Source organism: Pseudomonas brassicacearum subsp. neoaurantiaca, assembly GCF_013608025.1.
Lineage (GTDB): Bacteria > Pseudomonadota > Gammaproteobacteria > Pseudomonadales > Pseudomonadaceae > Aquipseudomonas.
In genome coordinates this window covers 269236-283051 of record NZ_VDLV01000064.1, presented here as the reverse complement: position 1 = coordinate 283051, position 13816 = coordinate 269236, and the positions used below count along the sequence as shown (strand labels likewise).

Here is a 13816-nt window from a genome sequence, read left to right as displayed (position 1 = left end):
CGAAGCAGGCCCCAACGGTCTCCCGTCAGACCGAGTTGTCCGGTCTTGCGACTGCTGCGCAGCCGAGCGGGAGCAAGCTCCCTCGCCACAAAAGCAATCAAGTCTCAGGCGAACATTACCCAATAAAAAGCCGACCTCAAGGTCGGCTTTTTATTGGGTCACTGCGCTGGCGGCTCCGCCGGTTTTGGCGCGGTGTTGTCGAACAGGTTCAGGCGTTCGCGCAACTCATGGGCCGGCACGGGCTGCTGGTCCGCCGGAAGCGCGTTCGGATCCGCCGCCGCCCCTGGCGTTGTCGCCGGCGCTTCGCCTGGGGCGCCTTGGCCTTGGGCAGGGTCGGGCGGCAGGTCGTTGGTTTGCGAACCTTCGATGGCCTGCTGGGCCTTCTTGGTCAAGACCACGATATCGATACGTCGGTTGACCGGGTTGAACGGATCCTTGCGATCAAACAACGCCGAAGACGCGTAACCGACCACCCGAGCCACTTGCTCATCCGGATAACTGCCCGCCACCAAGGCACGACGTGCCGCGTTGGCACGGTTGGCCGACAGTTCCCAGTTACCGAAGTCGCCCTTGCCGATGTAAGGCTTGGCATCGGTGTGACCGCTGATGCTGATCTTGTTCGGCACCGCCTTGATGGTGTCGGCCATGGCCAGCAGGATGTCCTCGAAATAAGGCTTCAGGCGCGCGCTGCCGGAGTCGAACATCGGCCGGTTCTCGGCGTCCATGATCTGGATGCGCAGGCCGTTCGGCGTGATCTCGAACAGGATCTGATCCTTGAACTTCTGCAGTTGCGGGTTCTCTTCGACCTTGTTCTGCAGCTCCTGCAGGAGCAATTCCAGGCGCTCGCGCTCGACCTGCTCGGCCATACCTTCAGCCTCATTGGCGTCGACGGTCGCCTTGTCGGGCTGGGGCTGTGACTTGACCTCGGGGTTGAGGGTGTTTTCCGGCGCCAGGACGGGCGAGCCGCCCAAATCGATGATGTACGGCGTGCCACTCTCGGAAAAACCGACCGGATCCTTGAAGTAACCGGCGATGGCGATCTTCTGTTCCGGCGTCGCCGTGGACAGCAGCCACAGCACCAGGAAGAACGCCATCATCGCCGTCGCGAAGTCAGCGAAGGCGATTTTCCAGGCGCCCCCGTGATGTCCGGCGGCTATGCGCTTGACGCGCTTGACGATAATCGGCTGGTTATTTTCCATGACTTAGCGACCGCGAACCGCTTGTTCCAGCTCGGCGAAGCTTGGACGGTGCGCCGGGTAAAGGACCTTGCGACCGAACTCCACCGCCAGGGATGGCGGCATGCCCGAGGCCGAGGCCACGAGCGAGGCCTTGATGGCCTCGTACACATTGAGTTCTTCCTTGGCGTCATGGGCCAGGGAATGGGCCAGCGGGCCGAAGAAACCGTACGCGGCCAAAATACCGAAGAAGGTACCCACCAGTGCCGCACCGACGTGCAGGCCGATGGATTTCTGATCGCCATCGCCCAGGGACGCCATGGTTACCACGATCCCGAGTACCGCCGCGACGATACCGAAGCCGGGCATGGCGTCGGCAATGCCAGTCACCGCGTGGGATGGGTGCTCCAGGTCTTCCTTGAGGCTGTACAGCTCCATGTCGAACAGGCCTTCGAGTTCATGGGGCGCCATGTTGCCGGACGACATGATGCGCAGGTAATCGCAGATGAACGCCGTCATGCGGGCGTCCTTCAGTACGGCGGGGTACTTGGCGAAAATCGGGCTGGCGGCGGCGTCTTCGATGTCGCCCTCGATTGCCATCATGCCTTCGCGGCGGCTCTTGTTGAGGATCTCGTAGATCAGCCCCAACACTTCCAGGTAGAAGGTGTGGCTGAAACGCGAACTGAACATGCCCAAGGATTTCTTGAGCACATGCATCGTCATGTAGCCGGGGTTGGCCTGCAAGAATGCGCCGAGGGCCGCACCGCCGATGATCATCACCTCGAAAGGCTGGATCAGGGCTGCGATCTTGCCATGGGAAAGCACGTATCCGCCGAGCACGCTCGCGAACACGACAATGATGCCGATAATTTTAGCCATAGATAGAAAGTACTTATTTAAGTCGGGTTCAAGGTCATATTCGGAAGCTGAAAAATCTCTTCTTCTACTTATCGGCAAAACTGCGCCAGACTATAGCCAGTTCCGGCGAAAAGCCAATTTTGCCCCGCTCCGGGCGCAGAGACCCCATGCGATGATCACGTCCAACCATGGCTAACGAAACGAACGTTCCGACACCAAGACCAACCACGCTCGAAGGCTGGCTGAAACTGCTCCAGGGTGTTCATCTGCCGGTGCCCCAGGCCAGTCATGACCTGGTCTGCAAGGCGATTGCCGACAGCCGGCGCTCGCTGCGCGACATCGCCGAACTGATGCAGGGCAGCCCCGCGCTGGCCCTGAGTGTGATCCGCGAAGCCAACCATCACACCCATGGCACCCTGGCGGAACCGGCAGAAAATCTCGAAGTGGCCATCAACCGCCTCGGCCTCAAGCGCACCGAGGAACTGCTCGCCCGCCTGCCGTCGTTGCCGGAACACCAGATACCGGTCGCCCTGCGCCAACTGCAATTGATCAGCCAGCACGCCACCCAACAGGCCAATGGCTTTTTTTCCAGCCGCCTGGCGCGGCTGTGGCAGGACATCCACTGGGGCAGCCTGCTGTTTCTTTCACCGCTCTGGCCACTGGCCCTGACGCATCCGCGACTGCTCGGGGAATGGGAGTTGCGGGTCATTCACAAAGGTCAGCCAGCCAGTACCGTGGAGCGCGAACTGTTCGGCGTCAGTCTGCTGAAAATCTGCCTCGCACTGGTGGAGGCGTGGCGCCTGCCAATCTGGGTCATGCAAGGCTATCGCCTGTTGTTGAATGAACGCCGCGAACTGGTCAAAGTCCTGCGTATCGCCCGGGACAGCGAGCATCCACTGCGCCAGCAGAATCGCCTGGACGACGATCCGACCCTGCGCCGCTGGCTCAACCAGCCAGCCAACACTGTGTTGCTGGCCAACGGCCTGGCACTTTCGGCGCAACAAGCCTGGGACACTCCGCACTGCGCTCGTTGGCAATACCTCACGAGCCTGTATCTGCAGATGCCTCTGGACGAGCTCCAGCAGCAGCTCCATCAACAAGCCGCCACCAGCGCCCGCCATCACGCCATGCCGGACCTCTGGCACCCGGCCGTGGCGTTGATCTGGCCCTGGGGCAGCCGCCGGGTTCACCCCGGCTTGTTGCCAGCCGCCCCGCCCAGCGCACAGGACCTGAGCCACTGGCGCAAGCAATGCGCCGAGTTGCTGGTAGAACCGAGCCCGTTCAGCAATGCCATGCACCTGACCACCTCGGCCCGAAATGCGTTGGTGGCGTGCGGCATGCGCCGGGTGATGATATTGATGGCCGACCGCAGCCAGACCAGCGTACGCGTGCATCAGACCGCAGGCCTGCCCAAGGAAGCGGCGGCGATGAGTTTTTCCATCAGCCAAAGCAAAGTCTTGCAGCGCTTGCTGGCCCAGCAGGCCCAGGTTCGCCTGACGCCGGAAAACAACGCGCAGTTTTCCGCCTTGCTGCCACCGGGCCTGCGCGCCCTGTTCCGTGGCGAACATTTGGTGCTGCGCTCGCTGACCTGCAATGGAAAGGTAATCATGTTGGTAGTCGTGGACCAGGGCGGCGGGCCGTTCTCGGACGTGACCGTGCAGGCCTTCGGCAAAACCGTGCAGTGCATCGAAAGGGCCCTGCACACCTTTACCAACCGCGGCCGCTGAACTTGCTACAATCCTTTCCCTTTGCGCCCCCAGGAGACCTCACATGCCTGACTTCTCTGGCTTGCCGCTGGTAATCGAGCCGAGCGAACTCTTGCCGCGCCTCGATACTCCCAATCTGATTCTGGTGGACCTGACCAGCGCTGCACGCTACAGCACCGGGCACATTCCTGGCGCGCGCTTCGTCGATCCTAAACGCACGCAACTGGGCCAGCCCCCGGCGCCGGGCCTGTTGCCGGCCAAGGCCGACCTGGAAGCGCTGTTCGGCGAACTCGGGCATGACCCTGGCGCGGTCTACGTGGTGTATGACGACGAGGGCGGCGGCTGGGCCGGACGCTTTATCTGGTTGCTCGATGTGATCGGACATTCGAATTATCACTACCTCGACGGTGGTCTGTTGTCCTGGCTGGACCAGGGCCTGCCGGTGTCGGTTGACGTTCCGGCGCCAGTCGCAGGCCCAGTCAGCCTGGTGCTGCACGAAGAGCCCACCGCCACTCGCGAATACCTGCAAAGCCGTCTCGGCGCCAGCGACCTGGCGATCTGGGACGCTCGTGGCCCGCTGGAATATTCCGGCGAGAAGGTCGTCGCCGCCCGGGGCGGACACATTCCCGGCGCGGTCAATTTCGAATGGACCGCCGGCATGGACCCGGCGCGCAGCCTGCGCATCCGCCAAGACATGCCGCAGATCCTCGAACAGTTGGGCATCACCCCCGACAAAGAAGTCATCACCCACTGCCAGACCCACCACCGTTCTGGCTTCACCTACCTGGTGGCCAAGGCACTCGGTTACCCACGGGTCAAAGGCTATGCCGGTTCCTGGGGTGAATGGGGCAACCACCCCGACACCCCCATCGAGCTTTGAAGATTTAAGGACAGTTAATGAAAAACCGCTTGTTCATCCTTTCCCAGTACCTGCTGCCGCACCACCTGCTGTCGCGGCTGGCCGGCTGCATCGCCGAATGCCGTGTACGCTGGTTCAAAAACGCCTTCACCGCCTGGTTCGCCAAGCGCTACCAAGTGGACATGTCCCAGGCGCTGGTGGAAGACCTCACCGCCTACGAGCACTTCAATGCGTTCTTCACCCGCGCACTGAAAGACGGCGCACGGCCTCTGGATGAAACCCCCGGCGCCATCCTCAGCCCCGCCGACGGCGCCGTCAGCCAGCTCGGCCCGATCGAGCACGGCCGGGTGTTCCAGGCCAAGGGCCACAGCTTCAGCGTGCTGGAACTGCTGGGCGGTGATGCGGCCAATGCCGCGCCGTTCATGGGCGGCGATTTCGCCACCATTTACTTGTCCCCCAAGGATTACCACCGCGTGCACATGCCGCTGGCCGGCACACTGCGGGAAATGGTCTACATTCCGGGCCGGATTTTCTCGGTCAACCAGACCACCGCCGAAAACGTCCCGGAACTGTTTGCCCGTAACGAACGCGTCGCGTGCATTTTCGACACCGAGCGCGGGCCCATGGCCGTGGTGCTGGTGGGTGCGATGATCGTCGCGTCCATCGAAACCGTCTGGGCCGGATTGGTGACGCCGCCCAAGCGCGAGCTGAAGACCTTCCGCTACGACGAAGCCGCCCGCGCGCCGATCCATCTGGAAAAAGGCGCCGAACTGGGGCGGTTCAAGCTGGGTTCGACGGCCATCGTGCTGTTTGGTCCAGAGCAGATGAAATGGGCCGAAGACCTGGTGGCCGGCTCGCCCGTGCAGATGGGCCAGGCCCTGGCATTGCCGACTGCCTGAACCGGAAAACAACCCTGTGGGAGTGAGTTTGCTCGCTCCCACAGGGTATTCAATAATCACAAAGCATCTCTTTCGCCCACAGCTGCTAGAGTTGGAAATATCCTTTTCATTTCCCGCCGGAGCCCGCCCACGGCATGAATGAGACCAGCCCTCTCCAGCTACTTCGCGTATCGACACCGACCCAGTCGCGCCTGTCCTTTTGCGATGCCACGCCACGCGACCTCAAGCGTTGGATCGCCAACCTGCCCAAGGCCAACATCGGCGAAACCGCCCGCCTGCTGTACCAGGCGCTCGGCGAACTGAACCAACTGCTCACGCCCAGCGATAACCGCCTGCAATTGCTGGAGCTGCTGCGGCCTGAGGTTTATTACGTCTGCAAACACCTTGAGCGACACTTCCTGCAACAAGCCATCGTGCTGGATGACCGCTCGCGCAAGATCGTCAACCTGTGCCAGGCGCTGCAAGCCCACTTGGCAATGGGCTACAAGCAGATCGTCGGGCGAATCTCGGCAAAATTCTCCAAGGACCGGGCGCGCCTGTTGGCCACGGCGTTGCAGCGGGCGACACATGCCCTCAATGGAACCCTGTTGCGCGCCAGCCAGCTCTACAGCCCGGTGCCGGAAGGCCTCTGGCTCGATTTGCACCAGCTGTACCGGATCGCCTGCCAACACAAATTGCAGCACCTGAGTGTCAGCGACGAGCTGGCGAGCCAGATTCATGAATTGAATATCGAGCAGACCTACGTGGTTGCCCTGTTGCTGGGCGCCTCGCGTAGCAATCAATTGCGCCAGAGCCAGATCGCGCGGCTGGCCGAGGTGTTGGAACCGTGGAGCCATTGGGTCAAGCTGGACCCAGCCGTCACCGCCGCCAGCCTGTTCGCGGTCGCACCACAACTGGACGTCGGGCCGCGTTATCGCTCGAAATTCCGCGCCGAACAGCAACCCACTCTGCTGGGTTTCGATCCCCAGCCGTTGGTGCGCGCCATTAGCGCTCACCTGGCACAACCTGTCGAATCGACCCTGACGGTCCCCGCCGGCATGAGCGCCGATACGCTGCATCACCTGCAAGCCGCCTGGGGCGAGGCCGCAGAACGCAGCTTCCAGCGCACCGAGGGCAACGGTACGTTGACGTTGTGCGTGGGCATGAGCGCGCTGCATTACTACCTTGGGGGAGAACGTTCGTTCAACGAGATACTCAAGACGCCTGGCCCGCGCAAGGCGCACTTCGAGGCCTCGCCGACAAAGAAAAATGACACTTGGGGCCAGGCCTTCGACGCCGCGCCCACAGGTGACAGCGAGCTTTTGCCCTATGAAGAAATCGAATACCCGGTCAATCCGACCGATGACGATGGCGCCAGCTCTGACAACCGACATCATTTCCCCACCTACGACCTGCCGATCATCAACCACAGCCCCGGCGGCTATTGCCTTGGCTGGCCGAAAGAAGTACCGGAACAATTGCAGGCCGGTGAGATGGTCGGCATTCGGGACACCAATGACCAGAGCTGGAGCATCGCCGTGGTGCGCTGGATCCGCCAGGTGCGCAATGGCGCCATGCAGATGGGCATTGAGCTGGTCGCACCGCATGCCCAGCCTTGTGGCCTGCAATTGCTTCGCGAGCAGAACGAACAAGGGCACTATCTGCGTGGGCTGTTGCTTCCCGAGATAAGCGCCATCGACCTGCCACCCACCGTGATCGCGCCGCGCCTGCCCTTCCAGGAAGGCCAGAAGGTGTTGATCAACACCAACGGTCAGGAACGCCGCGCGGGCCTGGATCGCCGGGTAACCAGCACCCACAGCTTCAACCAGTTTGCTTATCGCCAGGAAGATTCAGGCACCAGCGGGGAAGACGGTACGCAGGACGGGGATTTCGATTCGTTGTGGAAGTCGCTTTAAAAGACTGCACGATCCCGTGGCGAGGGAGCTTGCTCCCGCTGGGCCGCGAAGCGGCCCTAAACCTGAAACCCAGCTGTTTCAGGTTGGCCGCATTGGGGCCTGCTGCGCAGGCCAGCGGGAGCAAGCTCCCTCGCCACAGGTCTGTGCGAAAAGGACCTATTGCTCAAACCTGCCCGTCGCGATCGCGGAAGCCCAGCAAGTACAACACCCCATCCAACCCCAAGGTTGAAATCGCTTGCCGGGCCGATTGCTTGACCAGCGGCTTGGCGCGGAACGCCACGCCCAGGCCGGCAATGGCCAGCATCGGCAAGTCGTTGGCACCGTCCCCCACGGCAATGGTCTGTTCCAGGCGAAGGCCTTCCTTCTCGGCCAACTCGCGCAACAAGTCCGCCTTGCGCTGGGCATCGACAATCGGCTCGACGGCAACCCCGGTGACCTTGCCGTCCACCACTTCCAGTTCGTTGGCAAACACGTAATCGATGCCGAGCTTGGCCTGCAGTTGCTTGGCGAAATAAGTGAAGCCGCCGGACAGGATGGCGGTCTTATAGCCCAGGCGCTTGAGTTCGGCGAACAGGGTTTCGGCGCCCTCGGTCAGCCGCAGTGATGCGCCGATCGAGTCGAGCACACTGACGTCCAGACCTTTGAGCAATGCCAGGCGCTCCTTGAAGCTGGCGCGGAAATCCAGCTCACCGGCCATGGCTCGCTCGGTGATGGCCGAAACCTTGTCGCCCACGCCCGCCGCCTTGGCCAGTTCGTCGATGACTTCGGCTTCGATCAGCGTCGAATCCATGTCGAACACCGCCAGGCGACGATTACGGCGGAACAGCGAATCTTCCTGGAACGCGATGTCGACGTTCAGTTCCTGGGCGACGCTGAGGAATTCGGCGCGCAGCGCTTGAGGATCAGCGGGTTCGCCGCGCACGGAAAATTCGATGCAACCCTTGCCTTGGTCGGCCGGGGTATCGAGCGGCATGCGCCCGGACAGTCGGTCGATGTGGTCGATATTCAGCCCGTATTGGGCGGTGATCGAACTGACGCGCTGCAACTGCTCGGCGGTCACCTTGCGGGTCAACAGCGTCACGATATGGCGCTTCTTGCCCTGGCCGGCCACCCAATGCTGGTAGTCGGCTTCGGACACCGGGGTGAAACGCACCTGCTGGTCGAGCTTGTAGGCCGTGAACAGGATGTCTTTAAGCACTGACTTGCTCTGTTCGGCGTCCGGGATTTCAACCAGGATGCCGAACGACAGCGTGTCATGGATCACCGCCTGACCGATGTCGAGAATGTTCACACCACCCTGGGCCAGAACGCCGGTAATGGCCGCAGTCAGACCCGGACGGTCGCTGCCAGTGATGTTTATCAGGACGATTTCGCGCAAGGCGCACCCCCGCAGGTGGAAAAAAACCGCATTCTACTCACATTCAGTGACCATCGGGCACCGCCAGTGCTTTGCCGGTCATGGGCCTGTCGCTATACTGCGCGTCAATTTCACGGACAAAGAGCCGAGCTCAGTGAACCGGCCCACGCCAGTCAAAACCGACAACTTCTTCCTGCTGATCTTCCGTGCATTGCGCCATCGTCGCGTGCCGATTGCATTGCGCATCGCCAGCCATAACGTGATTCTGGTCGCCCTGGCCCTGGTCATCTATGCCTGCGTGATGGGCCTGCAATTCAAGCAGGCCATGCACGAGCAGGCGGATGCCCTGGGCGAAAGCCTGACCACCCAGACCGCCACGTCCGCCACCGAGCTGCTGGTGTCCAACGACATCCTCAGCCTCAACGTGCTGCTCAACAACCTGACCAAGAACAAGCTGGTCGCCCACGCCGCCATCTACAGCGTGGACAACCGCATCCTCGCCGAGGCCGGCCAGCGTCCCAAACCCGGCCTGCTGGGCGAGACCGGCGGCATGTACCAGAGCAAGATTACCTTCCAGGACGTGACTGCCGGGCAACTGCGCATCAGCCTGGACATGGACCAGTTCCAGCAACCGATGACCATCAGCCTGCAAAGCATGGGCATCCTCAGCGCAATCCTGCTGGCGCTGGCGCTGGCCTTGAGCCTGCGCCTGGGACGGCACATCTCCACGCCGTTGCTGCAATTGCGCGTCTGGCTGCGTGACATCGACGAACACACGCCAGCCACGCAGCGCCAGGACGAGATCGGCGACCTGGCCCGGCAACTCCACGCCAGCTTTGCGCCGGAACCGGAACCTGTGCCGGAACCTGAAGACATCGATTACGTCGACGAAGACGATGCCGAGCCAGGCTTCGAGGTCCGCAACCTGCGTGACCCGGGCTTCGACGAAAGCCAGCCGATGCCTGTCTCCCGCCCTGCGCCGCGTCATATGGTGCGTGCGGTCGAAGACGAGGAAGACGACGACGCCTTTGCCGACCTGCGAGACGACTCGGTGGCCGGCGCCCCTCAACCGGCTGCCCGCCCTGTCGCCTCGAACCTGCCCCAGCACAGCGCCGTGCTGGCCGTGCAACTGGGCGCCCAGGACCAACTGCGCCGCCTGCCCCAGGCACGCCTGAAGGAGTTGCTTGAACGCTATCGCGACTGCCTCGATCAGGCCGCATCGCTTTATCAAGGCGAACTGCATACCTTGAATGATGGCAGCACGCTGATGCTGTTCCACACCGAGGACAGCGGCGACGACTACCTGACCAACGCCATCTGCTGCGGAGAACTGCTGCGGGCGCTGGGTCATCAGTTGCAAATCGAAGTCGCCGACAGCGGCATTACCCTGCAATTGCAACTGGGCCTGACCTTGGGCGACGGGCTGTACGGCTTGAGCCAGATCGACCTGTTGCTGACCGAAACCGCCCAGGACGCATTGGCCCTCTCCCAGCACAGCCGCAACCTGTTGCTGGTGGAGCGCAAGATCAACGACGACGCCCTGATCCGCCAACGCGCGCGTATACGCCCCATCGCCAGCCCCGAAGGCGCTTGCTGCGTGGAGCGTTTGATGGAGCCTTATCCGTCGATGCTGGAGCGGCAACTGGCGCGGATGCATGAGCGCCAGGCCTGAGGCCTGGACCCTGAAATGATCAAGCCCGCAGATGAGTGATTGTCTGCGGGCTTTTTTGTTGGCCTCGCTGGCCTCATCGCGAGCAAGCTCGCTCCCACATTGAATCTGTGGCTTGCCGGGATCCCCTGTGGGAGCGAGCTTGCTCGCGATAGGGCCGGCCCAGACTCTAAAGATTCCAACTGGCAGAAACAACAAAGCCCGCATCAACGCGGGCTTTGTCTTGCATCCATCTAAACCATCAGAACCTGAACACTTCCATGTCCGTACGGATCGGCAACGCCATGGGAATCTTGTCCCTGTCCTTCTCCACCGGTTTGGCCGGAGCAGGAGCCGCCTTGCGCGGGACTTCCGCGATAGGTGGCTGGTTCGCCAAAGGCTTGAGGGATACGGACAATTGCTCGGCAAGACGCTGCAGGAGCACGCCTTGTGCTTGCACCTGCGCAGCAGTGGTGCCTGCATGTTGCTCTTGCAGGTGAACGATGCGGTTCTCGCGAACCGTGCCGCGACGGTCGATCAGGCGCCATTGGGCATCGAGCACCGCAGGTTGGGATTTACCTGAATCCAGCCGGGTGATCGACAACAAGACTTGCACATCCGGGGTAAACCCCTGGTTGGCCGGGGCCAGCACTACGCGTTGGCTGTCCAGGTGCCCGGCAACCTGGCGCAGCAACAATTGATCAATGTCGGAAGACAGGCTGCCGGCCCAACGACCGTCAGTGGCGGCTTGCAGGCTGCCGTCGGGCTGGCGTTGCAACAGCGTTTCGCGCTGCAGATAGTCAGCGATCAGAACCGGGCCAAGCAATACGGCCATGCCTGTGCTTTGCGCAGGCTGGGCCGGGGTACCGCTGTCCAATTGGTACAGCGATACCGGCTGGTTCATGCTGCAGCCCGCCAGGCCAAGCAGGCCGGCGAGCCACAAAATAGGAAGGCGCAGAGCAGTCATCGTCTCGTCCAGGTGGCGGCCACAAGGCTTACCACAGTGAAAAATACTCGGTCATTATGAAGAACGCTCGGCCACGCCGGCGCTTGAAAGGGCCTATCATCCGTGAATATGCGTCCCGACTCCAGCGCCAAAACTCCGATCTGCGGCTTTTAATCGCAGACCGAGCCCTCTAGCACGCTCAATTGAGGTTTTCGACGAGCAGCGCATCCACCCGCTGAAAACCCCTTGGCAGCTTGTTGCCCCGCCGACCGCGTTCACCTTTGTAATGCTCAAGATCGTCCGCTTTCAGTGAAAGCGTACGCTTTCCAGCCTGTAGCACCAGCGTGGCACCCTCCGGTATCACTGCAATATCCGTGACATATTCCTCGCGACTCGCCACCCGTTCGCCGGAAATTCCGATTATCTTGTTGCCTTTCCCTTTGCCAAGCTGTGGCAGGTCACTGATCTTGAACACCAACAACCGGCCTTCTGTCGTCACCGACGCCAGCCAATTGTTCTCGCGATCAATGACCGGACGCGGTGCGATGACCTTGGCGTTGTTTGGCAGACTCAACAGCGCCTTGCCCGCCTTGTTCTTGGCTTGCAGGTCCTCACCCTTGACGACGAACCCGTAGCCGGCGTCCGACGCAATAACGTACAGCCCGTCATCATCAGGCATCAGCACGCACTCAAAAGTTGCACCCGGCGGTGGCGTCAGACGACCGGTGAGCGGTTCGCCCTGGCCGCGGGCTGATGGCAACGTGTGGGCCGGTACTGAATAACTGCGCCCAGTGGAGTCGATGAACACCGCGAACTGATTCGAGCGCCCAGGCGCCAACGCCTTGAAGCCATCACCAGCCTTATAGGAAAGCCCGGCGGCGTCAATATCGTGACCTTTGGCGGAGCGTACCCAGCCTTTTTCCGACAGCACGACGGTAACTTTTTCGTTCGGCAGCAAGTCATGCTCGCTCAGCGCCTTGGCTTCGGCGCGCTCGACGATCGGCGAACGACGGTCGTCGCCGTAGGTTTCAGCGTCCTTCAGCAGCTCGGTGCGCACCAGCTTCTTGAGCTTGGCTTCGCTGCCCAGCAAGGCTTGCAGCTTGGCCTGCTCCTTGAGCAACTCGTCTTGTTCAGCGCGCAGCTTCATCTCTTCCAGGCGCGCCAACTGACGCAGTCGGGTATCGAGGATGTAGTCGGCCTGGATTTCGCTCAGGGCAAAACGCTCGATCAGCTTGGCCTTGGGGTGCTCCTCGGTGCGGATGATGTGGATCACTTCATCCAGGTTGAGGTATGCGATCAACAAGCCGTCCAACAGGTGCAGGCGGCGCTCGACCTTGTCCAGGCGGAATTGCAGGCGCCGGCGCACGGTCTTGACCCGGAATTCCAGCCACTCCACCAACAATGCTCGCAGGTTTTTCAGCTGTGGCTTGCCGTCCAGGCCGATGATGTTGATGTTCACCCGGTAACTCGATTCCAGGTCGGTACTGGCGAACAGGTGCTGCATCAGCGCTTCGTGGTCGACCCGGCTGTTGACCGGGATAATGACGATGCGACATGGGTTCTCATGGTCGGATTCGTCGCGCAAGTCGGCCACTTGCGGCGCTTTCGACGGTTTTGCCTGCATCATCGCCGCAATCTGCTCCAGAACCTTGGCCCCGGAAACCTGATGCGGCAGCGCAGTCACGATGATGTCGCCGTCTTCAATGTGGTAGACGGCACGCATGCGCACCGAACCGCGACCCGTCTCGTAGATTTTCAGCAGATCGGCGCGCGGCGTGATGATTTCCGCTTCGGTCGGGTAATCCGGCCCCTGGATATGCTCGCAGAGCTGTTCCACCGTGGCTTTCGGCTCGTCCAGCAAGCGCACGCACGCCGTCGCCACTTCCCGCAGGTTGTGGGGCGGCACATCGGTGGCCATGCCCACGGCGATGCCGGTGGTGCCATTGAGAAGAATATTCGGCAAACGTGCCGGCAATACCAGGGGTTCGTCGAGGGTGCCGTCGAAGTTCGGCCCCCAGTCCGCGGTGCCCTGGCCCAGCTCACTGAGCAGCACCTCGGAATAACGCGACAGCCGCGCCTCGGTGTAACGCATGGCCGCGAAGGACTTGGGATCGTCCGGCGCACCCCAGTTGCCCTGCCCGTCCACCAGCGTGTAGCGATAGCTGAACGGCTGGGCCATCAGCACCATGGCTTCGTAGCAGGCCGAGTCGCCGTGCGGGTGGAACTTGCCGAGCACGTCGCCGACGGTACGCGCCGATTTCTTGTGCTTGGAATCGGCATCCAGCCCTAGCTCACTCATGGCGTAGATGATCCGCCGCTGAACCGGCTTCAAACCATCGCCAATATGCGGCAAGGCGCGGTCCATGATCACGTACATGGAGTAATTGAGGTAGGCATTTTCGGTGAAGTCAGCCAGCGATCGGCGCTCTACGCCGTCCAAGCTGTCTGCAAGAATGTCGCTCATGCGGGCCTC

10 protein-coding genes are annotated in these 13816 nt (G+C 61.8%); 5 read left to right on the top strand and 5 right to left on the bottom strand.

Annotated features, from left to right (window positions below):
- Positions 1 to 158: 158 nt before the first annotated feature.
- Positions 159 to 1199, bottom strand: a complete 1041-nt coding sequence (gene motB, locus FHK92_RS27510) for a flagellar motor protein MotB (RefSeq protein WP_181291023.1) — start codon at positions 1197 to 1199, stop codon at positions 159 to 161.
- 3 nt (positions 1200 to 1202) lie between these two features.
- On the bottom strand, positions 1203 to 2054 hold the full coding sequence (gene motA / locus FHK92_RS27505) for a flagellar motor stator protein MotA (RefSeq protein WP_003197198.1): 852 nt from the start codon (positions 2052 to 2054) through the stop codon (positions 1203 to 1205).
- A gap of 167 nt (positions 2055 to 2221) precedes the next feature.
- Here motA and FHK92_RS27500 point away from each other — a divergent pair, with 167 nt between their 5' ends.
- The 4 genes from FHK92_RS27500 to FHK92_RS27485 all read left to right on the top strand — a co-directional run bounded on the left by FHK92_RS27500 (position 2222) and on the right by FHK92_RS27485 (position 7392).
- On the top strand, positions 2222 to 3760 hold the full coding sequence (locus FHK92_RS27500; protein ID WP_181291021.1) for an HDOD domain-containing protein: 1539 nt from the start codon (positions 2222 to 2224) through the stop codon (positions 3758 to 3760).
- 43 nt (positions 3761 to 3803) lie between these two features.
- On the top strand, positions 3804 to 4619 hold the full coding sequence (locus tag FHK92_RS27495; RefSeq protein ID WP_181291019.1) for a rhodanese-like domain-containing protein: 816 nt from the start codon (positions 3804 to 3806) through the stop codon (positions 4617 to 4619).
- A gap of 17 nt (positions 4620 to 4636) precedes the next feature.
- Entirely contained in the window at positions 4637 to 5497 is an 861-nt protein-coding gene (gene asd / locus FHK92_RS27490) for an archaetidylserine decarboxylase (RefSeq protein ID WP_181291018.1), read from the top strand.
- A 134-nt stretch (positions 5498 to 5631) separates the two neighbouring features.
- Positions 5632 to 7392, top strand: a complete 1761-nt coding sequence (locus FHK92_RS27485; RefSeq protein WP_181291016.1) for a molecular chaperone — start codon at positions 5632 to 5634, stop codon at positions 7390 to 7392.
- A 163-nt stretch (positions 7393 to 7555) separates the two neighbouring features.
- On the opposite strand, the gene serB is transcribed toward FHK92_RS27485, so the two are convergent.
- Positions 7556 to 8770, bottom strand: coding sequence for a phosphoserine phosphatase SerB (gene serB, locus FHK92_RS27480; RefSeq protein WP_181291014.1), 1215 nt, complete (start codon positions 8768 to 8770; stop codon positions 7556 to 7558).
- 133 nt (positions 8771 to 8903) lie between these two features.
- Here serB and FHK92_RS27475 point away from each other — a divergent pair, with 133 nt between their 5' ends.
- Positions 8904 to 10421 (top strand): AhpA/YtjB family protein, encoded by a 1518-nt coding sequence (locus tag FHK92_RS27475; RefSeq protein ID WP_181291012.1) that lies wholly within the window; start codon positions 8904 to 8906, stop codon positions 10419 to 10421.
- Positions 10422 to 10659: 238 nt separating this feature from the next.
- Here the strand turns inward: FHK92_RS27475 and FHK92_RS27470 are convergent, their stop codons facing one another.
- Together FHK92_RS27470 and parC are read right to left on the bottom strand one after the other, a co-directional pair.
- The gene (locus FHK92_RS27470) at positions 10660 to 11364 is read right to left on the bottom strand and encodes a PqiC family protein (protein ID WP_181291010.1); all 705 of its coding nucleotides are present in this window, start codon (positions 11362 to 11364) and stop codon (positions 10660 to 10662) included.
- Between the two features lie 178 nt (positions 11365 to 11542).
- Positions 11543 to 13807, bottom strand: coding sequence for a DNA topoisomerase IV subunit A (parC, locus tag FHK92_RS27465; protein WP_181291008.1), 2265 nt, complete (start codon positions 13805 to 13807; stop codon positions 11543 to 11545).
- Positions 13808 to 13816 lie beyond the last annotated feature (9 nt).